General features: G+C 54.8%; 20 protein-coding genes. 19 read left to right on the forward strand and 1 reads right to left on the reverse strand.

Annotated elements, in window-relative coordinates; all coding sequences use genetic code 11:
- The first annotated feature begins 3 nt into the window (after positions 1-3).
- The 17 genes from TU76_RS21025 (at position 4) to glmS (ending at position 17,968) form a co-directional block, all read left to right on the forward strand.
- Positions 4-1,620: an ABC-F family ATP-binding cassette domain-containing protein gene (locus tag TU76_RS21025; RefSeq protein ID WP_048352449.1), complete on the forward strand. Its 1,617-nt coding sequence runs from the start codon at positions 4-6 to the stop codon at positions 1,618-1,620.
- A gap of 504 nt (positions 1,621-2,124) precedes the next feature.
- On the forward strand, positions 2,125-4,017 hold the full coding sequence (gene mnmG, locus TU76_RS21030) for a tRNA uridine-5-carboxymethylaminomethyl(34) synthesis enzyme MnmG (protein WP_019828655.1): 1,893 nt from the start codon (positions 2,125-2,127) through the stop codon (positions 4,015-4,017).
- Positions 4,014-4,658, forward strand: coding sequence for a 16S rRNA (guanine(527)-N(7))-methyltransferase RsmG (gene rsmG, locus TU76_RS21035; protein WP_046809501.1), 645 nt, complete (start codon positions 4,014-4,016; stop codon positions 4,656-4,658). Before mnmG ends, rsmG begins: the two co-directional genes overlap by 4 nt.
- A gap of 18 nt (positions 4,659-4,676) precedes the next feature.
- Positions 4,677-5,468 (forward strand): ParA family protein, encoded by a 792-nt coding sequence (locus TU76_RS21040; protein WP_046809500.1) that lies wholly within the window; start codon positions 4,677-4,679, stop codon positions 5,466-5,468.
- A gap of 9 nt (positions 5,469-5,477) precedes the next feature.
- A complete protein-coding gene (locus tag TU76_RS21045) occupies positions 5,478-6,350 on the forward strand; it encodes a ParB/RepB/Spo0J family partition protein (protein ID WP_019828659.1) in 873 nt (290 codons plus the stop codon).
- Between the two features lie 148 nt (positions 6,351-6,498).
- A complete protein-coding gene (locus TU76_RS21050; RefSeq protein ID WP_003437994.1) occupies positions 6,499-6,906 on the forward strand; it encodes a F0F1 ATP synthase subunit I in 408 nt (135 codons plus the stop codon).
- Between the two features lie 16 nt (positions 6,907-6,922).
- Complete coding sequence (gene atpB, locus TU76_RS21055; protein WP_019828662.1) at positions 6,923-7,792, forward strand: F0F1 ATP synthase subunit A; 870 nt, start codon at positions 6,923-6,925, stop codon at positions 7,790-7,792.
- Positions 7,793-7,915: 123 nt separating this feature from the next.
- Positions 7,916-8,173: a F0F1 ATP synthase subunit C gene (atpE, locus tag TU76_RS21060; RefSeq protein WP_002555987.1), complete on the forward strand. Its 258-nt coding sequence runs from the start codon at positions 7,916-7,918 to the stop codon at positions 8,171-8,173.
- Positions 8,174-8,230: 57 nt separating this feature from the next.
- Entirely contained in the window at positions 8,231-8,701 is a 471-nt protein-coding gene (locus TU76_RS21065) for a F0F1 ATP synthase subunit B (protein WP_019828663.1), read from the forward strand.
- Positions 8,702-8,713: 12 nt separating this feature from the next.
- Positions 8,714-9,250, forward strand: coding sequence for a F0F1 ATP synthase subunit delta (locus TU76_RS21070; RefSeq protein ID WP_046809499.1), 537 nt, complete (start codon positions 8,714-8,716; stop codon positions 9,248-9,250).
- A 21-nt stretch (positions 9,251-9,271) separates the two neighbouring features.
- Positions 9,272-10,816: a F0F1 ATP synthase subunit alpha gene (gene atpA / locus TU76_RS21075; protein WP_019828665.1), complete on the forward strand. Its 1,545-nt coding sequence runs from the start codon at positions 9,272-9,274 to the stop codon at positions 10,814-10,816.
- Positions 10,817-10,866: 50 nt separating this feature from the next.
- The gene (gene atpG / locus TU76_RS21080) at positions 10,867-11,727 is read left to right on the forward strand and encodes a F0F1 ATP synthase subunit gamma (RefSeq protein ID WP_019828666.1); all 861 of its coding nucleotides are present in this window, start codon (positions 10,867-10,869) and stop codon (positions 11,725-11,727) included.
- A 27-nt stretch (positions 11,728-11,754) separates the two neighbouring features.
- On the forward strand, positions 11,755-13,134 hold the full coding sequence (gene atpD, locus TU76_RS21085; protein ID WP_019828667.1) for a F0F1 ATP synthase subunit beta: 1,380 nt from the start codon (positions 11,755-11,757) through the stop codon (positions 13,132-13,134).
- Between the two features lie 44 nt (positions 13,135-13,178).
- Positions 13,179-13,604, forward strand: a complete 426-nt coding sequence (locus TU76_RS21090) for a F0F1 ATP synthase subunit epsilon (RefSeq protein WP_019828668.1) — start codon at positions 13,179-13,181, stop codon at positions 13,602-13,604.
- 115 nt (positions 13,605-13,719) lie between these two features.
- Entirely contained in the window at positions 13,720-15,087 is a 1,368-nt protein-coding gene (gene glmU / locus TU76_RS21095; RefSeq protein ID WP_048352450.1) for a bifunctional UDP-N-acetylglucosamine diphosphorylase/glucosamine-1-phosphate N-acetyltransferase GlmU, read from the forward strand.
- Between the two features lie 268 nt (positions 15,088-15,355).
- A complete protein-coding gene (locus tag TU76_RS21100; RefSeq protein ID WP_019828670.1) occupies positions 15,356-16,123 on the forward strand; it encodes a DeoR/GlpR family DNA-binding transcription regulator in 768 nt (255 codons plus the stop codon).
- A 9-nt stretch (positions 16,124-16,132) separates the two neighbouring features.
- Entirely contained in the window at positions 16,133-17,968 is a 1,836-nt protein-coding gene (gene glmS / locus TU76_RS21105) for a glutamine--fructose-6-phosphate transaminase (isomerizing) (RefSeq protein WP_048352451.1), read from the forward strand.
- Between the two features lie 209 nt (positions 17,969-18,177).
- On the opposite strand, the gene TU76_RS21110 is transcribed toward glmS, so the two are convergent.
- Positions 18,178-19,140, reverse strand: coding sequence for a bifunctional GNAT family N-acetyltransferase/nucleoside diphosphate kinase regulator (locus TU76_RS21110; RefSeq protein WP_019828674.1), 963 nt, complete (start codon positions 19,138-19,140; stop codon positions 18,178-18,180).
- A gap of 279 nt (positions 19,141-19,419) precedes the next feature.
- Between TU76_RS21110 and TU76_RS21115 the strand changes: the two genes are divergently transcribed.
- Both TU76_RS21115 and TU76_RS21120 read left to right on the forward strand, forming a co-directional pair.
- On the forward strand, positions 19,420-20,334 hold the full coding sequence (locus TU76_RS21115; RefSeq protein WP_019828676.1) for a LysR family transcriptional regulator: 915 nt from the start codon (positions 19,420-19,422) through the stop codon (positions 20,332-20,334).
- 103 nt (positions 20,335-20,437) lie between these two features.
- The gene (locus TU76_RS21120; protein WP_048352452.1) at positions 20,438-21,772 is read left to right on the forward strand and encodes a serine hydrolase domain-containing protein; all 1,335 of its coding nucleotides are present in this window, start codon (positions 20,438-20,440) and stop codon (positions 21,770-21,772) included.
- Positions 21,773-21,869 lie beyond the last annotated feature (97 nt).

The following is a 21,869-nucleotide window of genomic DNA, read 5'->3' on the forward strand; positions in this document are numbered from 1 at the left end:
CGTATGGCTCTCGTTACCTGTGTAACGCTGGAAAGCGTTTCTTATCACCTGCCCGACGGCAGTTCCCTGTTCACAAACCTTGATCTGCATATCGACCATCGCCGTACAGGTCTGGTGGGGCGTAATGGTGTGGGCAAAAGCCTGTTGGCACGCCTGATCGCTGGGCATATCTCCTCCTCCACAGGCCGTTGCACACGTAGTGGCACCGTGTATTACCTGGCTCAGCACGTTAGCCCCGAACCCGGTCATACCGTTGCCGACCTTGCCGGTGTACGGCCCGTTATCAGCGCCCTTGAGCGAATAGAGCAGGGCAGCACTGAGCAAGCGGACTTCGATTGCATCGGCGAGCGCTGGGGCATCCGTCAGCAACTGCTCGACCAGCTGGCCCAAAACAATCTTGCACACCTGACGCCCTCAACCCCTGCTTCAGCACTCAGTGGGGGCGAAGCCATGCGCGTGGCCCTGATGGGCGCTTTATTGTCTCAAGCCGACCTGTTGATACTGGATGAACCCACTAATCATCTGGATCACCAGCACCGTCGTGCGCTCCATGAGCAGTTGCTGAACTGGCCCAACGGCTTGCTGGTGATCAGCCACGATCGCGATGTGTTGGAGCACATGGAGGTTATTGTTGAGTTGTCTTCCATGGGGCTCACCCGTTATGGCGGTGGTTTTTCGTTTTATACACAGGCAAAAGCCGAGCAACTTCGAGCGGCGCAGCTACAACTGGCGTCAGCCAAGCTTGAACGCAAGCGACAGGAACAGGCCCTGCGTGAACAAAAAGAGCGTCTGGAACGCAGTCAATCCCGCGGCCATAAACAGGCCAGTGATGCTAATCAGGCCAAAGTTTTGCTGGGCCGGCAAAAGGAACGCAGCCAGGCGAGCAGCGGCAAACTGCGGGTACAACAGGACGCGGCACGGGAACAATTGTCTGCTCAAGTGCGCCAGGCCGCGAGTCAGGTAGAAGAGCAACAGGCCATCTTTGTCTACCCGCCTCAAGCTTGCCAAAGCGCACCGGTGCAAATCGCTGAGTTGATCGATGCTCGTCTGCCACAGGGAGCTGAGCATTTACGCTCGATCAATCTCACGCTGACTCGTGGCCAGCGTATTGCCCTGGTGGGGCCGAACGGGTGCGGCAAGTCGACCTTGCTCAAGGTACTGGCCGGTCAGCTTCCGGTTGTTTCAGGTCAGGCCCGGACCTTCGTAACAACCGCTTATCTCGACCAGCACCTGGGACTGTTAAAGCCCGAACGATCAGTTCTTGAGCAGTTGCAGTCCCTCAATCGGCAGCTCAATGAAGGAGAATTACGCACTCGGCTGGCGCAATTGGGCCTCAATGCGGATCGAATCAACCTGCCATGTAACCGGCTGAGTGGCGGTGAACGCCTTAAAGCCGCGATGGCATGTGTGTTTTATGCCGCGTCCCCGCCACAGCTGTTGTTACTCGATGAACCCGCCAATCACCTGGATCTGCCTTCGGTTCAGGCGCTGGAGAGCATGCTCAAACAGTACTCGGGAACTCTGGTTGTCACCTCCCACGATGAGGTGTTCCTGACTGCAATTGGAGTTACCCACAGACTTGAGGCATCACCCACAGGCTGGCTGATTACGCTTCAATAACGGCGCTGGCTTGTACCGTTTATCACTTTAATCACTGACCGATCGTCCAACCGCTTGATGGATTGACCATTCAAGCGGTTTTCGGCTGCCTGTTTATTGACCAAAAACCCTCTAAATCGTCGAATAAGCTCTGTGTATAACTAGCCCTCAGGTCAGTGGGTAAGTAGGCCTGAAAACTGAAGATAACCACCCCTGTGGATAACCATATGTTTTACCCACAGGCTTAAAGCACTTATCCCAACCCCTTATCGGTGCATAACCACAGACTTTTGAATCTCTGTACAGTATGTAAAATATGGCCTGCAGCAATCTATCCACAGAAAAGTGGTTCAGTAGAAATAAACATAAAAACAAAGCTTTATAAATTTCTTCTCTATTTATTTATCTATCTTGCCCTTATCCACAGCTGGTTAAATTTTGTGCAAAGGGTTCTTTAAGAAGGGCGAAGTCCCTATACTTCGCGGTCTATCCAAAAAACCCCTAGTAACAGGCACGAGGTGCGTGGTGAATTTCCCTTCCCGTTTTGCAGTGATCGTCATCGGCGGCGGTCACGCCGGAACCGAGGCTGCACTTGCTTCAGCACGCATGGGCGTAAAAACCCTGCTGTTGACCCACAACGTGGAAACCCTCGGGCAAATGAGCTGCAATCCTGCGATTGGCGGGATTGGTAAAAGCCATCTGGTTAAAGAAATCGATGCCCTTGGCGGCGCGATGGCAATGGCTACCGATAAAGGCGGCATCCAGTTCCGTGTACTTAATGGGCGTAAAGGCCCGGCTGTGCGGGCAACCCGTGCACAGGCCGACCGGATTCTGTACAAGGCGGCGATACGCGAAACGCTGGAAAACCAGCCCAACCTGTGGATATTTCAACAGGCAGCGGATGACCTGATCGTTGAACAGGATCAAGTGCGTGGCGTAGTGACCCAAATGGGTCTGCGTTTTATGGCGGATGCCGTGGTTTTGACCACAGGCACCTTCCTCGGTGGACTTATCCACATCGGGATGCAGAATTACTCGGGCGGCCGAGCCGGTGATCCACCTTCGATCGCTTTGGCACACCGTCTGCGTGAGCTGCCTCTGCGAGTGGGTCGCCTGAAAACCGGTACACCACCGCGGATCGATGGTCGCTCTGTGGATTTCTCGGTCATGACCGAGCAACCAGGGGATACACCGATCCCAGTGATGTCGTTCATGGGCAACAAAGAACAGCATCCGGCTCAGGTCAGTTGCTGGATTACCCATACCAACGCCCGCACACACGAAATCATCGCGTCCAACCTCGATCGCTCACCGATGTACTCAGGTGTAATCGAAGGGATTGGCCCGCGTTACTGCCCGTCGATCGAAGACAAAATCCATCGCTTTGCCGACAAGGAAAGCCATCAGGTCTTCATCGAGCCGGAAGGTTTGACCACACACGAGCTGTATCCGAACGGGATCTCCACCTCCCTGCCGTTCGATGTGCAAATCCAGATCGTGCAATCGATTCGCGGCATGGAAAACGCCCACATCGTGCGGCCCGGCTACGCCATCGAATACGACTACTTCGATCCGCGCGACCTGAAGTACAGCCTCGAAACCAAAGTGATTGGCGGTTTGTTCTTTGCAGGACAAATCAACGGCACTACCGGTTACGAAGAAGCCGGTGCTCAAGGTTTGCTGGCTGGCGCTAACGCGGCATTGCTCGCACAGGGCAAGGAAAGCTGGTGCCCGCGTCGCGATGAGGCGTACATCGGGGTATTGGTCGACGACCTGATTACCTTGGGTACTCAAGAACCGTATCGGATGTTCACATCCCGTGCCGAATACCGCCTGATCCTGCGCGAAGACAACGCTGACATGCGCTTAACCGAAAAAGGTCGCGAGTTGGGCCTGGTCGATGACGCCCGTTGGGCTGCTTTCTGCACCAAGCGTGAAAGCATCGCGCAAGAAGAACAGCGACTGAAAAGTACCTGGGTTCGCCCGGGCACTGAGCAGGGCGATGCCATTGCTGCCAAATTCGGCACACCGCTGACCCATGAATACAATTTGCTCAATCTGCTGACCCGTCCTGAAATCGACTACGTCGGCCTGGTTGAAGTGACCGGGCAGGGCGCCGAAGATCCGTTGGTCGCCGAACAGGTTGAGATCAAAACCAAGTACGCCGGTTATATCGATCGTCAACAAGACGAAATTGCCCGTCTGCGCGCCAGTGAAAATACCAAACTGCCTGTGGATATCGATTACACGAACATCTCCGGGCTGTCGAAAGAGATCCAGAGCAAGCTTGGCGCAACCCGCCCCGAGACCCTGGGTCAGGCTTCGCGTATCCCCGGCGTCACGCCGGCGGCGATTTCCCTGTTGATGATTCACCTGAAAAAGCGCGGCGCTGGCCGCACGTTGGAGCAAAACGCTTGAGTTCGCTGGTTACCGCACAACACGCCGAAGAGTTATCCACAGGTGCACGCCAGTTGGGCGTTGCACTGACCGAAAGCCAGCACCAGCAATTGCTGGGCTACCTGGCCCTGTTGATCAAATGGAACAAGGCCTACAACCTCACGGCTGTGCGTAACCCGGACGAAATGGTTTCACGCCATTTGCTCGACAGCCTCAGTGTGATGCCCTTCATCGAAAACGGCCGTTGGCTGGATGTGGGCAGCGGCGGCGGCATGCCGGGGATTCCCCTGGCGATCCTGTTTCCCGAGTCTCAAGTGACCTGTCTGGACAGCAACGGCAAGAAAACCCGTTTTCTGACCCAGGTTAAACTCGAGCTCAAGCTGGATAACTTGCAAGTTATCCACAGTCGCGTTGAGGAGTTTCAGCCAGAGCTGCCATTCAATGGAATTGTTTCCAGGGCTTTCAGCAGCATGGAAAACTTCAGCAACTGGACGCGCCACCTGGGCAACAGCGAAACGCGCTGGTTGGCAATGAAGGGCGTTCATCCTGCCGATGAGCTGGTAGCATTGCCGTCTGATTTTCGTCTAGATAGCGAACACGCCTTGACCGTTCCAGGTTGCCAAGGCCAACGCCATCTGCTGATACTGCGCCGCACGGCATGATTGGGAACGCAAGCAAGAATGGCTAAGGTATTCGCAATAGCGAACCAAAAGGGTGGTGTGGGTAAAACCACCACCTGTATCAACCTCGCAGCATCGCTGGTCGCGACCAAGCGCCGCGTGCTTCTGATCGACCTCGATCCGCAAGGCAACGCGACCATGGGTAGCGGTGTGGATAAACACGGTCTCGAGAATTCGGTCTACGACCTGTTGATCGGTGAATGCGACCTGGCTCAGGCCATGCATATCTCCGAACACGGTGGTTACCAGCTCCTGCCCGCTAACCGTGATCTGACGGCAGCCGAAGTTGTATTGCTCGAAATGCAGATGAAAGAAAGTCGTCTGCGCACTGCACTGGCGCCGGTTCGCGAGAGCTACGATTACATTCTGATCGATTGCCCGCCGTCGCTGTCGATGCTGACCCTGAACGCTCTGGTTGCTGCCGATGGGGTCATTATCCCCATGCAGTGCGAGTACTTCGCACTCGAAGGCTTGAGCGACCTTGTGGATAACATCAAGCGCATTGCCGAGCTGCTGAATCCGAACCTGAAAATCGAAGGCCTGCTGCGGACCATGTACGACCCGCGCCTGAGCCTGATGAACGATGTATCGGCTCAGCTCAAGGAACACTTCGGCGAGCAGCTCTACGACACGGTGATTCCGCGCAACATTCGTCTGGCCGAAGCCCCGAGCTACGGCATGCCAGCATTGGCCTATGACAAAAACTCCCGTGGCGCGATTGCTTACCTTGCCCTGGCGGGCGAGCTGGTTCGTCGTCAACGTCGTACCACCCGCACGCCTCAGCCAACTTAAGGAAATCCTATGGCCGTCAAGAAACGAGGTCTCGGACGCGGACTGGATGCACTCCTGAGTGGTCCAACGGTCAGCTCGCTGGAAGAGCAAGCGGTCAAGGTTGATCAAAGCGAACTGCAGCACTTGCCTCTGGATCTGATCCAGCGCGGCAAGTATCAGCCTCGTCGTGACATGGATCCTCAGGCGCTTGAAGAGCTGGCCAGCTCGATCAGGACTCAAGGCGTCATGCAGCCAATCGTGGTTCGCCCGATTGATGGCAACCGTTTTGAGATCATCGCCGGTGAACGTCGCTGGCGCGCGAGCCAACAGGCAGGCAAGGACACCATCCCGGCGATGGTGCGCGATGTGCCGGATGAAACCGCCATCGCGATGGCGCTGATCGAAAACATTCAGCGCGAAGATCTCAATCCGATTGAAGAAGCCGTCGCCTTGCAGCGCTTGCAGCAAGAGTTCCAGCTGACTCAGCAACAAGTCGCTGACGCCGTGGGTAAGTCCCGCGTGTCTGTGGCTAACTTGTTGCGATTGATTTCCTTGCCGGAAGTCATCAAAACCATGTTGTCCCACGGTGACCTGGAAATGGGTCATGCGCGGGCATTGCTCGGTTTGCCTGAAAATCAGCAGGTTGAAGGGGCGCGACACGTTGTCGCACGAGGCCTGACAGTACGTCAGACCGAAGCTCTGGTTCGCCAGTGGTTGAGCGGCAAACAAGAGCCGGCTGAACCGGTTAAACCAGATCCGGACATAGCCAGGCTCGAACAGCGTCTGGCTGAGCGCCTAGGCTCTGCGGTGCAGATTCGCCACGGAAAGAAGGGAAAAGGCCAGTTAGTGATTGGTTACAATTCTCTGGATGAGCTTCAAGGAGTGCTGGCTCACATCCGCTGAAACAATTCCCCATGTAGCGTGCAGTCGGAAATCACTACCTGACAGTTGAATAGGGGCTTAAGCGCCCCTATACTCTGCGCGCATTTTGTCGGCACAAATTATGCCAAGTTTTTTGTTTTTGGTAGCCGACCTTTGAGGAGCAGTTGTGATGGAAACCCGCACGCCAAACCGCTTGCCGTTCCATCGCTTGGCGGTTTTTCCGGTTTTGCTGGCTCAATTTGTCGTTTTATTGCTGGCTGCTCTGGGGCTCTGGCAATGGCATGGAGTCGTCGCCGGATATTCAGGACTCTGCGGAGGCCTGATAGCTTTGCTACCCAATGTGTATTTTGCTCACAGGGCTTTTCGGTTTTCCGGCGCCCGAGCAGCGCAAGCCATCGTCCGGTCGTTTTACGCCGGCGAGGCGGGCAAGTTAATTTTGACGGCAGTGCTGTTCGCGCTGACGTTTGCAGGTGTGAAGCCATTGGCGCCGCTAGCAGTATTCGGCGTCTTCGTGTTGACCCAACTGGTCAGCTGGTTCGCTCCCCTGCTAATGAGAACAACACTTTCGAGACCTTAGGGCGTTTGAGGCAACCATGGCAGAAACAACCGCTTCGGGCTATATCCAGCACCACTTACAGAACCTGACCTTTGGGCAGCTACCTGATGGCGGCTGGGGCTTTGCTCACACCGTTGCAGAAGCTAAATCAATGGGTTTTTGGGCGTTCCACGTCGATACTCTCGGCTGGTCGCTGTTTGTTGGTCTGGTCTTCATCCTCGTATTCCGCATGGCGGCCAAGAAGGCAACTTCCGGTCAACCAGGCGCACTGCAGAACTTCGTTGAAGTACTGGTGGAATTCGTTGATGGCAGCGTTAAAGACAGTTTCCACGGTCGCAGTGCAGTTATCGCACCGCTGGCGCTGACCATTTTCGTTTGGGTGTTCCTCATGAACGCCATCGACCTGGTTCCGGTTGACTGGATTCCTCAGTTGGCGATCCTGATCACCGGCGATGAGCACTTCCCATTCCGTGCCGTACCGACGACTGATCCAAACGCGACCATGGGCATGGCCCTGTCGGTATTCGCGTTGATCATCTTCTACAGCATCAAAATCAAGGGTATCGGCGGCTTTATCGGCGAACTGACCCTGCACCCGTTTGGCAGCAAGAACATTTTTGTTCAAGCGCTGCTGATTCCGGTGAACTTCCTGCTCGAATTCGTGACGTTGATTGCCAAGCCTATTTCGTTGGCTCTGCGTCTGTTCGGCAACATGTACGCTGGCGAACTGGTGTTTATCCTGATCGCCGTAATGTTCGGCAGCGGCCTGCTTTGGCTTAGCGGTCTGGGCGTGGTGCTGCAATGGGCGTGGGCTGTATTCCACATCCTGATCATCACCTTGCAAGCGTTTATCTTCATGATGTTGACCATCGTCTATCTGTCGATGGCACACGAAGATAACCACTAAGATCCGCTTCGGCGAGTCTGGTGCTCCTCTCACCTCAGGGTGAGAGAGCATCGCAAAATGATTTTGTTTTACCGCTTTAATCTAAAAAACCTAAACCATACGACGTAAAAGTCGGGAGGAAAGATGGAAACTGTAGTTGGTCTAACCGCTATCGCTGTTGCACTGTTGATCGGCCTGGGCGCACTGGGTACCGCAATTGGTTTCGGCCTGTTGGGTGGCAAGTTCCTGGAAGGCGCAGCGCGTCAACCAGAAATGGTTCCAATGCTGCAAGTTAAAATGTTCATCGTTGCCGGTCTGCTCGACGCCGTGACCATGATCGGTGTTGGTATCGCACTGTTCTTCACCTTCGCGAACCCCTTCGTTGGTCAACTCGCTGGCTAATCACTCGAATTTTCGAGTTGATTAGAGTGATGGACAACGAACGAGCGAGGTGTTGGCGTGAACATTAATGCAACCCTGATTGGCCAGTCCGTTGCGTTCTTCATTTTTGTACTGTTTTGCATGAAGTTCGTGTGGCCTCCGGTCATCGCGGCATTGCAAGAACGTCAGAAGAAGATTGCGGCTGGACTGGACGCTGCTAACCGAGCAGCTCGCGACCTGGAGTTGGCCCAAGATAAAGCGGGTCAACAACTGCGCGAAGCTAAGGCTCAAGCAGCTGAAATCATTGAGCAAGCCAAGAAACGCGGAACTCAGATCGTAGACGAAGCCCGTGAACAGGCTCGCGTTGAAGCTGACCGTGTGAAGGCTCAGGCTCAGGCCGAGATCGAGCAGGAACTCAACAGTGTCAAAGACGCGCTGCGCACCCAATTGGGTAGCCTGGCCGTTGAAGGCGCTGAGAAGATCCTGGGTGCCACAATCGATCAAAACGCGCACGCGGAGCTGGTTAATAAACTGGCTGCTGAAATTTAAGCGAGGGCGATCATGGCAGAATTGACCACGTTGGCCCGACCTTACGCTAAGGCAGCCTTCGAGCACGCCCAGGCCCACCAGCAACTGGCCTCTTGGTCAGCCATGCTCGGCCTGGCTGCAGCAGTGTCGCAAGACGACACTATGCAGCGCGTGCTCAAGGCCCCGCGACTGACGAGCGCAGAAAAGGCCGCCACGTTTATTGACGTGTGCGGCGACAAGTTCACTGTAGAAGCACAGAACTTCATCAACGTCGTTGCCGAAAACGACCGTCTCCCGCTATTGCCGGAGATTGCCGCTCTGTTTGACCTGTACAAGGCTGAACAAGAGAAGTCGGTAGACGTAGAAGTGACCAGTGCTTTTACATTGGACCAAGAACAGCAAGACAAACTCGCCAAGGTTCTCAGTGCACGACTCAACCGGGAAGTGCGCCTGCAAGTTGCGGAGGATGCCAGCCTAATAGGTGGTGTCATCATCCGCGCCGGCGACCTGGTTATCGATGGCTCGGTTCGCGGAAAACTCGCAAGCCTTGCCGAAGCATTGAAATCTTGAGTTTGAAGGGGCAGCAGAGCAATGCAGCAACTCAATCCTTCCGAAATAAGTGAAATTATCAAGGGCCGCATCGAAAAACTCGATGTGACCTCCCAAGCCCGTAACGAAGGCACTGTCGTCAGCGTATCTGACGGCATTGTGCGGATTCACGGTCTGGCCGACGTAATGTACGGCGAGATGATCGAGTTTCCGGGCAGCGTCTTCGGTATGGCTCTCAACCTGGAGCAAGACTCTGTAGGTGCCGTAGTATTGGGCGCATACACGACTCTGGCTGAAGGCATGAGCGCCAAGTGCACTGGCCGCATCCTGGAAGTTCCGGTTGGTAAGGAACTGCTGGGTCGCGTTGTCGACGCACTGGGTAACCCAGTTGATGGCAAAGGTCCACTGGGCAACACCGAGACTGATGCAGTCGAGAAAGTTGCTCCGGGCGTGATCTGGCGTAAGTCGGTAGACCAGCCTGTACAGACTGGCTACAAGGCTGTCGATGCCATGATCCCTGTCGGCCGTGGCCAGCGTGAGCTGATCATCGGTGACCGTCAGATCGGTAAAACCGCTCTGGCGATCGACGCGATCATCAACCAGAAGAACAGCGGCATTTTCTGTGTATACGTAGCGATCGGTCAGAAGCAATCGACTATCGCCAACGTGGTTCGCAAGCTGGAAGAAAACGGCGCGTTGGCTAACACCATCGTCGTTGCTGCCAGTGCTTCCGAATCCGCAGCGCTGCAGTTCCTGGCACCGTACTCCGGTTGCACCATGGGCGAATACTTCCGCGACCGCGGTGAAGACGCACTGATCGTTTATGACGATCTGTCCAAGCAAGCAGTGGCTTACCGCCAGATTTCCCTGCTGCTGCGCCGTCCACCAGGCCGTGAAGCTTACCCAGGCGACGTGTTCTATCTCCACTCCCGTCTTCTGGAGCGCGCATCCCGCGTTTCCGAAGAGTACGTAGAGAAGTTCACCAACGGCGCAGTGACCGGCAAAACCGGTTCCCTGACCGCACTGCCGATCATCGAAACCCAGGCTGGCGACGTTTCCGCGTTCGTTCCGACCAACGTGATTTCCATCACTGACGGTCAGATCTTCCTGGAATCGGCCATGTTCAACTCCGGGATCCGTCCTGCAGTGAACGCCGGTGTTTCGGTATCCCGTGTGGGTGGTGCCGCTCAGACCAAGATCATCAAGAAGCTGTCCGGTGGTATCCGTACCGCTCTGGCTCAGTACCGTGAACTGGCAGCATTTGCCCAGTTCGCATCTGACCTGGACGAAGCGACCCGTAAGCAACTTGAGCATGGTCAGCGCGTTACCGAGCTGATGAAGCAGAAGCAATACGCACCAATGTCGATCGCTGACATGGCGCTGTCGCTGTATGCCGCTGAGCGTGGGTTCCTGACTGACGTCGAAATCACCAAGGTCGGTAGCTTTGAACAAGCGCTGATTGCTTACTTCAACCGCGATCACGCCGAGCTTATGGCGAAGATCAACGTTAAAGGTGACTTCAATGACGAAATCGATTCTGGCATCAAAGCCGGTATCGAGAAGTTCAAGGCCACCCAAACCTGGTAAGCCGCAGCGGGAGCCGCAAGGCTCCCGCTTGCTAACCTGATAGGTGTTACATGGCAGGCGCAAAAGAGATTCGCAGTAAGATTGCGAGCATCAAAAGCACGCAAAAGATTACCAGCGCCATGGAAAAAGTGGCGGTCAGCAAAATGCGCAAGGCACAAATGCGCATGGCTGCTAGCCGTCCTTATGCGGAGCGTATCCGCCAGGTTATTGGGCATTTGGCTAACGCCAACCCGGAATACCGCCACCCATTTATGATCGACCGCGAAGTTAAGCGTGTGGGTTATGTGGTTGTGAGCAGTGACCGTGGTTTGTGCGGTGGTTTGAATACCAACCTGTTCAAGGCTTTGGTCAAGGACATGGCGGTAAACCGTGAAAACGGCGTCGAGATTGATCTGTGCGTGGTCGGCAGCAAGGGTGCGGCATTTTTCCGTAACTTCGGCGGTAACGTCGTCGCTGCTATCAGCCATCTGGGTGAAGAACCGTCGATCAATGACTTGATCGGCAGCGTTAAGGTGATGCTGGATGCTTACCTGGAAGGCCGTATTGACCGCCTGTCCGTGGTATCCAACAAGTTCATCAACACCATGACGCAACAGCCTACTGTGGAGCAGTTGATTCCACTGGTGGCGACCCCGGATCAAAAACTCAAGCACCACTGGGACTATCTCTACGAACCGGATGCCAAAGAGCTGCTAGACGGCTTGATGGTGCGCTACGTGGAGTCGCAGGTGTACCAGGCGGTGGTCGAGAACAGTGCAGCTGAACAAGCTGCGCGGATGATCGCAATGAAGAACGCCACTGATAACGCCGGTGACTTGATCAGCGATTTGCAGCTGATCTACAACAAGGCGCGTCAGGCTGCGATCACCCAAGAGATCTCGGAAATCGTCGGCGGCGCTGCCGCGGTTTAACGGTTCAAATATTCAGAGGATCCAGCTATGAGTAGCGGACGTATCGTTCAAATCATCGGCGCCGTGATCGACGTGGAATTTCCACGCGAAAACGTACCGAGCATCTACAACGCGCTGAAAGTACAAAGCGCGGCCGGGACCACTCTGGAAGTTCAGCAACAGCTGGGCGACGGCGTGGTTCGTACCATTGCGATGGGTTCCACCGAGGGCTTGAAGCGCGGTCTGGAAGTCACCGACACTGGCGCAGCCATCTCCGTTCCAGTCGGTAAAGCGACTCTGGGCCGGATCATGGACGTTCTGGGCAACCCAATCGACGAAGCTGGTCCGATTGACACCGAAGAGCGCTGGGGCATTCACCGCCCTGCACCGTCCTTCGCTGAGCAAGCGGGCGGCAACGACCTTCTGGAAACCGGCATCAAGGTTATCGACCTGATCTGCCCGTTTGCAAAAGGCGGTAAGGTTGGTCTGTTCGGTGGTGCCGGTGTAGGCAAAACCGTAAACATGATGGAACTGATCCGTAACATCGCCATGGAACACAGCGGTTACTCTGTGTTTGCTGGTGTGGGCGAGCGTACCCGTGAGGGTAACGACTTCTACCACGAGATGAAGGATTCCAGCGTACTGGACAAAGTAGCACTGGTTTACGGTCAGATGAACGAGCCGCCGGGTAACCGTCTGCGCGTAGCACTGACTGGCCTGACCATGGCCGAGAAGTTCCGTGACGAAGGTAACGACGTACTGTTGTTCGTTGACAACATCTACCGTTACACCTTGGCCGGTACTGAAGTATCCGCACTGCTGGGCCGTATGCCTTCGGCAGTAGGTTACCAGCCGACTCTGGCTGAAGAGATGGGTACTCTGCAAGAGCGCATCACTTCGACCAAGAACGGTTCGATCACTTCGATCCAAGCGGTATACGTACCTGCGGATGACTTGACTGACCCGTCGCCTGCGACCACTTTCGCCCACTTGGACGCCACTGTTGTATTGTCCCGTGACATCGCCTCCCTGGGTATCTACCCAGCGGTCGATCCACTGGACTCGACTTCGCGCCAGCTGGACCCGAACGTAATCGGCCAGGAACACTACGACACCGCTCGCGGCGTTCAGTACGTGTTGCAGCGTTACAAAGAACTGAAGGACATCATTGCGATCCTGGGTATGGACGAGCTGTCGGAAACCGACAAGCAGTTGGTATCTCGCGCTCGTAAGATCCAGCGTTTCTTGTCTCAGCCGTTCTTCGTGGCTGAAGTCTTCACTGGCGCTTCGGGTAAATACGTTTCCCTGAAAGACACCATTGCTGGCTTCAAAGGCATCCTCAACGGTGACTACGACCACCTGCCAGAACAAGCGTTCTACATGGTCGGCGGCATCGAAGAAGCGATCGAGAAAGCCAAAAAACTGTAATCCCGGCGCCCGGTAACGGGCGCTAATCAGGTTGAGGCAAGCAGATGGCTATGACAGTCCATTGCGATATCGTCAGTGCGGAAGGAGAAATCTTTTCCGGTCAGGTCGAGATGGTGATTGCGCACGGCAGCCTGGGTGATCTTGGTATCGCCCTGGGTCACGCTCCGCTGATCACTGAGCTCAAACCAGGTCCGATCCGCCTGATAAAGCTGGGTGGGGAAGCCGAGGTGTTTTACATCTCCGGTGGTTACCTCGAGGTTCAGCCGAACATGGTCAAGGTTCTTGCCGACACTGTGCAACGTGCTGCCGACCTGGATGAAGCCTCCGCTCAGGAAGCCGTTAAGGCTGCCGAGAAGGCCCTGAACGAAAGAGGCGCAGAATTCGATTACGGATCTGCTGCTGCACGACTGGCCGAGGCTGCAGCTCAGCTGCGCACCGTCCAGCAAATCCGCAAAAAGTTTGGCGGCTAAGCCTCCTGCTTCATTGTGTGATTGATTAAAAAGGGTAGCCTCGGCTACCCTTTTTCTTTTTCCGCGAAATACTTTTTGGTCGCAACCGCTGACCACCCAGGATTGGTAGCCAGTCATGTCTCTCGATATCGTTATTCTCGCTGCAGGTCAGGGCACCCGCATGCGTTCATCCCTGCCCAAGGTTTTGCACCCCGTGGCAGGCAACTCCATGCTCGGCCATGTTATCCACAGCGCTCGTCAGCTCAAACCGACCGGTATCCACGTAGTGATCGGTCACGGTGCCGAACTGGTCCGCGAGCGTCTGGCCGCTGATGATCTGAACTTTGTGCTGCAAGACAAGCAATTGGGAACAGGCCATGCCGTGGCCCAGGCGCTGCCATTTTTGACTGCGCAAAATGTGCTGATTCTTTATGGGGATGTACCACTGATTGAAGTCGAGACCTTGCAGCGTTTGCTCAAGCAAGTCGGCCCTGAGCAACTGGGCTTGCTGACCGTAAACCTTGCAGACCCGACCGGTTATGGTCGGATCGTGCGTGACGCTAACGGCAAGGTCAGCGCCATCGTAGAGCATAAGGATGCGACCGAAACTGAGCGTGCCATCACTGAAGGCAATACCGGAATTTTGGCGCTGCCGACCCAGCACCTGGGTAACTGGATGAGCCGCCTCTCGAACAATAACGTCCAGGGCGAGTATTACCTGACCGACGTGATTGCGATGGCGGTGAACGATGGTTTGGTCGTGGCTACCGAACATGCCCACGACCCGATGGAAGTGCAGGGCGCCAACGACCGCAATCAACTCAGTGAGCTGGAGCGTCATTACCAGCTGCGTGAAGGTCGTCGCCTGATGGCATTGGGTGTGACCTTGCGTGACCCGGCTCGTTTCGACGTGCGCGGCGAAGTGACTGTAGGCCGTGATGTGCTGATCGACATCAACGTGATTCTCGAAGGCCGTGTGGTCATTGAAGATGATGTGGTGATTGGTCCTAACTGCGTGATCAAAGACAGCACTTTGCGCAAAGGCGTTGTAGTTAAGGCCAACAGTCATATCGACGGTGCCGTGATGGGTGAGAACAGCGATGCGGGTCCATTCGCACGTTTGCGTCCGGGTAGCGTGCTGGATGCCCGTGCTCATGTGGGTAACTTTGTCGAATTGAAAAATGCCCATCTCGGTGAAGGTGCCAAGTGCGGTCATCTGACATACCTGGGGGATGCCGAAGTGGGTCCGCGCACCAACATTGGCGCGGGCACCATCACCTGTAACTACGATGGCGCCAACAAGTGGAAAACCGTGTTGGGTGCGGATGTGTTCATCGGTTCGAACAACTCTCTGGTTGCGCCTGTGGATATCTCCAACGGTGCAACCACCGCAGCGGGTTCAACCATCAACCAGAATGTGGCCCCTGAGCAACTTGCGGTGGGACGTGCGCGCCAGCGCAATATTGATGGCTGGAAGCGTCCGGTAAAGCAGCCAAAGCCTTGATTTTAACTTATCCACAGATCAACCTGGCGATCTGTGGTTATCAACAAGTCATCCTATAACTGTTTTAAATCAATAAGTTACCTAAAGCCTTATCTGCATCCTGTGGATAAGGCTTTATTGTTTCCGAGTTGAAATCACGTTTTTAGCCCATTAATACAGGCCGATATCGAGTTATTCACAGAAAATAACCTGCAACATTTCCTTGACGGGGATTTCGAGATAAGGTTTCATTGCTTTCGTTATCTTTCGAAACGAAACTTAAGCCGTTATGTCCAAACGCAATACACCACAACGCAGACACAACATCCTGGCCATGCTTGCCGAGCAAGGCGAAGTCAGTGTGGATGAACTGGCCAAGCGCTTCGAAACCTCCGAGGTTACGATTCGCAAGGATTTGGCTGCACTCGAAAGTAATGGTCTTTTATTACGTCGTTACGGCGGCGCCATTACCATGCCGCAAGAACTGGTCAGTGATGTACCCCAACCCGTTTCTCTTTATAAGCAAGCTATTGCCCGTGCGGCAGTTGGCCTGATTAAAGAGCACGCGCGCATCATCATCGACAGCGGCAGTACCACCGCCGCGATGATTCCACAATTGGGCCTGCAACCTGGCCTGGTGGTGATGACCAACTCCCTGCATGTCGCCAATGCACTCAGTGAACTTGAACACGAGCCGGTGCTGTTGATGACCGGGGGCACCTGGGACCCGCACTCTGAGTCCTTTCAGGGTCAGGTTGCCGAACAGGTGTTGCGATCCTACGACTTCGATCAACTATTCATCGGTGCTGACGGCATAGACCTGCAGCGCGGCACGACAACTTTTAACGAGTTGTTGGGTCTGAGCCGGGTCATGGCTGACGTCGCACGTGAAGTGATCGTAATGGTCGAGTCAGACAAGATTGGTCGCAAGATACCCAACCTGGAGCTGCCCTGGAGCAGCGTCCATACCCTTATTACCGATGATCGCCTGCCGCTTGAGGCACGCGAACAGATTCAGGCCCGGGGCATAACATTGTTATGCGCGGCCCTAAGCTAGGAGAATTTTATGTGCGGAATTGTAGGCGCAGTCGCTGAACGCAATATCACGGCCATTCTGCTTGAAGGCCTGAAACGACTTGAATACCGTGGTTACGACAGTGCTGGTGTTGCTGTTTTCACCAACAATGGCACCCTGGAACGCATGCGCCGCAACGGTAAAGTTGCAGAACTTGAGCAAGCGCTGGCCGGTGAACCATTGGCAGGTCGTCTGGGCATTGCCCACACCCGCTGGGCAACTCACGGCGCGCCGTGCGAGCGTAACGCTCACCCGCATTTCTCCGGCTCCGATCTGGCCGTGGTGCACAACGGCATCATCGAAAACCATGAAGCCCTGCGCGAGCAACTCAAAGGCCTGGGTTACGTGTTCACCTCGGACACTGACACTGAAGTCATTGCTCACTTGCTTGAGCACAAACTCAAAGCCAACCACGACCTGACCGCGGCTCTCAAAGCCACCGTTAAAGAGTTGCACGGTGCCTATGGTTTGGCCGTGATCAGCGCCAAACAGCCGGATCGTCTGGTTGCAGCCCGTAGCGGCAGCCCGCTGGTGATTGGTTTGGGTCTTGGGGAAAACTTCCTGGCATCCGACCAATTGGCATTGCGCCAGGTAACTGACCGCTTCATGTACCTGGAAGAAGGCGACATCGCTGAAATCCATCGTGACAGTGTTCAGATCTGGGATGTCGATGGCCAAAGCGTTCAGCGCGAAACCGTTCAGTACAGTGATGGTGCTGAAGCCGCTGACAAAGGTGAATACCGCCACTACATGCTCAAGGAAATCCACGAACAGCCAGCCGTGGTGCAGCGCACCCTGGAAAACCGCTTGGGTCAGGACCACGTACTGGTTCAAGCCTTCGGTCCACAAGCTAAGGAATTGTTCGCCAAGGTTCGCAATGTTCAGATCGTAGCCTGTGGCACGAGCTATCACGCCGGCATGGTTGCGCGTTACTGGCTTGAAAGCCTGGCCGGTATTCCGTGCCAAGTCGAAGTGGCGAGCGAATTCCGCTACCGCAAAGTCGTCGTTCAGCCAGACACCCTGTTTGTTTCGATCTCGCAGTCGGGCGAAACCGCAGACACTCTCGCCGCACTGCGAAATGCAAAAGAACTGGGCTTCCTTGGCAGTCTGGCGATTTGCAACGTGGGCATCAGCTCGCTGGTACGTGAGTCTGACCTGACGCTGCTGACCCAAGCCGGTCGTGAAATTGGCGTGGCTTCCACCAAAGCGTTCACCACCCAGCTTGTGGGCCTGTTGCTGCTGACCCTGTCCCTGGGCCAGGTTCGCGGCACCCTGGAAGCAGGCGTTGAAGCTCAGCTGGTTGAAGAGTTGCGTCGTTTGCCGGCACGTTTGGGCGAAGCCCTGGCGATGGATTCGATTATCGAAAAAGTGGCTGAATTGTTCGCCGACAAACACCACACCCTGTTCCTGGGCCGTGGTGCTCAATTCCCGGTGGCAATGGAAGGTGCACTCAAGCTCAAAGAGATTTCGTACATCCACGCTGAAGCGTATCCAGCGGGCGAGTTGAAGCACGGCCCTCTGGCGCTTGTGGATAACGACATGCCGGTAGTAACCGTTGCACCGAACAATGAATTGTTGGAAAAACTGAAATCCAACCTTCAAGAAGTTCGTGCCCGTGGGGGTGAACTGATTGTGTTTGCTGATGAACAGGCAGGCATGACCAATGGGGAAGGCACCCATGTGATCAACATGCCGCATATCCACGATGTGCTGGCGCCGATCCTCTACACCATCCCTCTGCAATTGCTGTCGTACTACGTAGCTGTGCTCAAAGGCACTGACGTAGACCAGCCACGTAACCTAGCTAAATCCGTCACCGTGGAATAAATCCTACCGCGACAGTGGGTATCATTTCTCTAAATCCAGTAGTACTGGATTTAGAGAGTTAAAGCTGTCGCAGGAGCCAGCTCAGTCAGTCCTGCGGCTGCCTGCTTTTCACAACTTGACCATCCAACGGGCCGCTCAGGTACGCAAGGCCAGGCTCCCATCCTTTTGGGGGCCTGACGTCTTATGGACGAACACTGAGCACAAGGCGATTACAGGTGGAAATGACCCGCCGCCTCCGGCTGGTAAAGCACTTTCCTGATCTCAATTCGGCGAGTCCGATCAGAAATTCGCCAGTCGATGGTATCCCCCTCCTGATAGCCCAGGATGGCGGCGCCGATGTCGGAAGACACGGAATGCCTCCCGGCGTTACTGTCCGCGTCTTCAGGGTAGACCAAGGCCACTTCGATCTCTTCGTCGTCCAGCTGCAGCAAAGCCCTGGAGTTCATCGTCACGACATTGCACGCCACCTGTTGTGGCTTGACGACAATGGCTCGCTCAAGCTCATGTTCGAGTTCAACAACAGCCGGGCCTTGCTCGAGTGCGATGAGACTCTCGAGCCTGGCCTTGTCGATTTCAGTGATGTAGATCCTGGTGGAGTCGTCAACGGCACCTTCGCGCAAGAGTTGGAGATAGCGCCCTGCTGTCATCGAAAATGACTTCAATGTCGGTGTTTCGCTCTCAAGCACAAAGCCGCTGCGCAGAAAGGCTTTCAGCGAGCGTGCGTTGTCAGGGTGGATCTTGGCGATGAGTTTCTTTGCCCGCATGTCGAGAAAGGCCAGTTTCATGCCTTCGCGGATCGTGCGAGCGCCAAGATTTCGGCCCCATTTGTCGCTGTTTCCGATGACCAGGACTATCTCGCAATTTGAGCCGGTCTTGATTAGACGGACAAAGCCCACCGGAGCGTCATGCCGGTCATAGGCCATGAAGAATCGGCCGCCCTGGTTGAATAGATGGGTCAGGATCGGCAATTGAGTTCGATCGATCACTTGCTCGATGGAGCGGGAGACGTGACGCGAATCGCTCAGATAGCAGGTGACGCGCTCATCCTCCAACCAGTCCATCAGCGTCAGCGCGTGCGCCCGAGTAATTTCAGGGCACAGCGAAATGAAAGGCTTGTTCATCTTAACCACACTTATTTGTAAAAGTTGGAAGCCCTTCATGGTTATGGTCATGACGGTTCTTTCGGCAACCGGCTATTTTAAGACATAACGCGGGTAAAGCCGAACCCGAACCCGTTGAACGCTCAAGCCTTGATGAGGCCGACTGTCAATCACAATGATCAGCGATGCATCGTTGTGTCCTTTAATCCCCCCCAGAGACTCATCAAATGTATGTGGATGTCTTGTCATTACTGGGTGCAACAGTTCTAATTCTCAGGATTCACACCCACTCGACCCGCGCTGCGGGTCGAATTGTTTCTGGCCTGTGGATAACCTCAGCAAGGAGGCGGCATGCTGTACACCAATGCTCTGAGACAATTGGATATGCAGGATATTTCGATTGTTTTGTTGTTGATCGAAAACCGCAGCGCCAAGCGGGTTTCAGAAATCTTGAATCTCAGTCAGTCGAGTATCAGTTACAGCCTGAAAAAACTCAGACACTGTTTCGACGACAAACTGTTCGAAAGCAGTGAGGGCGCCATGCAGCCGACGGCGCGAGTGCTGGCCATGAAGCCTTATCTGCAAAGCATCATGCAGTGCATTAACCAATGCGCCAAAGAGGGGGCCGAGCAGAGCGGCGCGCCGCGTCAGTGGAACATCACGGCCCCGGAATACTTTGAAATCCTGATGTTGCCCACGCTGTTGCAGCAAGCACGTTCAACCGGGCACAACTGGTCGTTGAGCGTGAGCCGTTTGGGCAGGGATCTGCCGATCAACGACATGTTGTCCTCGGATATCGACGTGTGCTTTGGCTTCGGCCCCGGGTATCACCAGCGCCATCCGTTGTTGGGGTACCGCAGCCTCAATGAAGATTCTTTTGTGTGTTTGTCCAGCGTGCCAAAACACCAACCGAAAACCGCTTTGGGTATCGATGAGTTTTGTGAAACACCACAGGTATTCCCGACACCGTGGTTATCGGAAAAAAACATGGTGGATGGCTGGTTGGAAAAACAGTCGCGCAGGAGAAATATTTTTACCCGTGCCAATTCCTATCACGCGGGAGTCACTATTTTATTGGCCGTGCCCGCGCTGATCGTGATTCCGAAAAAAATAGTTGCGACGTTAAATGTACCGCCAAAAATTAAAGTTCTCGAACCGCCAGCAGGCTTTCCAACCTTTACTCTGGACATGATCTGGAGCCGTGAAAGAAATATCCACAGCGACTTTCATCAGTTGGAAGCGTTGATTGAAAAAATAAAAATATAAATTACAGCTCTGCAGTTCAACCTGTGTGAGCTGTGGTGGGCTATACCTTCCCACTGTTAAATCGCAAGGTGGTGTGCGGCCTTGAACTGAAAAGGAATATTCGATGTTTAAACAATTTTTCAAACCCGTGCGCACCAGCGCGTTTTTTTTACTTTCATGCCTGGCAGCTTCAGTTGCCTGTGCAGGCGATAAAACCAGTTACCCCGATGCTTCCGCCAGCGATCCGGCAAAGATGGGCTGGATGATCGGCGCACCGCCACCCCCTGATCGCATCGTACGTTTTGCCGATGGCAGTTACTTCCAGTTTCCGGCCATGCGCTGGAGTGTTTCAAATTTTCGCCAATTGATGCCCACCACCAATGTTTCCCGTGGCTTGGGTGATCCCGTTCCGCTGGCCAGCGCCTTGCGTACGGATATCGACGGTTTGACCTTTGTACCATTGGGCAGCAAGCAACCGATGACATGGGAGCAATCCTTGGCCGCGAACTACACCGACGGCATCGTTGTATTACATCGCGGAAAAATTGTGTACGAGCGCTATTTTGGCGTCCTGAACCCTGAAGGCCAGCACGCCGCAATGTCGATGACCAAGTCGGTGGTTGGCACCATGGGCGCGATGCTGGTGGCTGATGGCACACTGGATGCCAATAAGAAAATCGCAGCGTATGTGCCGGAGTTGGCCTCGTCGGCTTTTGGCAATGCCACCTTGCGTCAGGTGCTGGACATGACCACGGGGCTCAAATACAGCGAAGATTATGCCGATCCCAATGCCGAAGTCTGGAAGCACGCACAGGCCGGTAACCCGCTGCCTAAACCCAAGGATTACACCGGCCCGCAAACCTATATGGAGTATTTACAGACGGTTCAGCCTGAAGGTGAGCACGGTGAGGCCTTCGCCTATAAAACAGTGAATACCGATGTACTGGGCTGGGTGATTGCGAGGGTGACCGGCAAGAATGTTGCGCAATTATTGTCCGAAAAAATCTGGCAGCGCATCGGTGCTGAACAAGCGGCTTATTTTACCGTCGATTCAATCGGTACTCCGTTCGCAGGCGGCGGTCTGAATACCGGACTACGGGACATGGCCCGGTTCGGCGAGATGATCCGCAACAACGGTCAGTATCTTGGGCAGCAAATCGTACCCAAAGCGGTCGTCGATGATATCCGTGCCGGTGGTGATAAAGCGGCCTTTGCCAAGGCCGGTTATGACCTGCTCAAGGGCAGCAGCTATCGCAACATGTGGTGGGTAACGCACAACACCGACGGCGCCTTTATGGCTCGCGGTGTTTATGGTCAGCGTACCTACATCGACCCGAAAGCCGAGATGGTGATCGTGCGCTATGCCTCCAATCCGATTGCCAGTAACTCCGCAAACGATCCGGTCACCATTCCGGCATTCGAAGCGCTTGCCAAACAGTTGATTGCTCACCCCGAGTGATTGCACTGACGGGGTGAGGGAGCAGGTTTGCTCTCGTTCACCTCACCCCTGTTTTTGGATACACCGGGTTGCCTGCATCGCGGGTAAGTCCGGCTCC

The sequence above is a fragment of the Pseudomonas psychrophila genome (genome assembly GCF_001043005.1).
Lineage (GTDB): Bacteria > Pseudomonadota > Gammaproteobacteria > Pseudomonadales > Pseudomonadaceae > Aquipseudomonas > Aquipseudomonas psychrophila.

What these genes read in the sequence shown, in the direction of transcription:
- atpE (WP_002555987.1), top strand. Translation starts at nt 7,916, where the DNA reads ATGGAAACTGTAGTTGGTCTAACCGCTATCGCTGTTGCACTGTTGATC.
- TU76_RS21090 (WP_019828668.1), top strand. Translation starts at nt 13,179, where the DNA reads ATGGCTATGACAGTCCATTGCGATATCGTCAGTGCGGAAGGAGAAATC.
- TU76_RS21110 (WP_019828674.1), bottom strand. Translation starts at nt 19,140, where the DNA reads ATGACCATAACCATGAAGGGCTTCCAACTTTTACAAATAAGTGTGGTT.
- atpD (WP_019828667.1), top strand. Translation starts at nt 11,755, where the DNA reads ATGAGTAGCGGACGTATCGTTCAAATCATCGGCGCCGTGATCGACGTG.
- TU76_RS21050 (WP_003437994.1), top strand. Translation starts at nt 6,499, where the DNA reads ATGGAAACCCGCACGCCAAACCGCTTGCCGTTCCATCGCTTGGCGGTT.
- glmS (WP_048352451.1), top strand. Translation starts at nt 16,133, where the DNA reads ATGTGCGGAATTGTAGGCGCAGTCGCTGAACGCAATATCACGGCCATT.
- TU76_RS21070 (WP_046809499.1), top strand. Translation starts at nt 8,714, where the DNA reads ATGGCAGAATTGACCACGTTGGCCCGACCTTACGCTAAGGCAGCCTTC.
- atpG (WP_019828666.1), top strand. Translation starts at nt 10,867, where the DNA reads ATGGCAGGCGCAAAAGAGATTCGCAGTAAGATTGCGAGCATCAAAAGC.
- TU76_RS21120 (WP_048352452.1), top strand. Translation starts at nt 20,438, where the DNA reads ATGTTTAAACAATTTTTCAAACCCGTGCGCACCAGCGCGTTTTTTTTA.
- TU76_RS21045 (WP_019828659.1), top strand. Translation starts at nt 5,478, where the DNA reads ATGGCCGTCAAGAAACGAGGTCTCGGACGCGGACTGGATGCACTCCTG.
- TU76_RS21115 (WP_019828676.1), top strand. Translation starts at nt 19,420, where the DNA reads ATGCTGTACACCAATGCTCTGAGACAATTGGATATGCAGGATATTTCG.
- atpB (WP_019828662.1), top strand. Translation starts at nt 6,923, where the DNA reads ATGGCAGAAACAACCGCTTCGGGCTATATCCAGCACCACTTACAGAAC.
- glmU (WP_048352450.1), top strand. Translation starts at nt 13,720, where the DNA reads ATGTCTCTCGATATCGTTATTCTCGCTGCAGGTCAGGGCACCCGCATG.
- TU76_RS21100 (WP_019828670.1), top strand. Translation starts at nt 15,356, where the DNA reads ATGTCCAAACGCAATACACCACAACGCAGACACAACATCCTGGCCATG.
- TU76_RS21025 (WP_048352449.1), top strand. Translation starts at nt 4, where the DNA reads ATGGCTCTCGTTACCTGTGTAACGCTGGAAAGCGTTTCTTATCACCTG.
- atpA (WP_019828665.1), top strand. Translation starts at nt 9,272, where the DNA reads ATGCAGCAACTCAATCCTTCCGAAATAAGTGAAATTATCAAGGGCCGC.
- TU76_RS21040 (WP_046809500.1), top strand. Translation starts at nt 4,677, where the DNA reads ATGGCTAAGGTATTCGCAATAGCGAACCAAAAGGGTGGTGTGGGTAAA.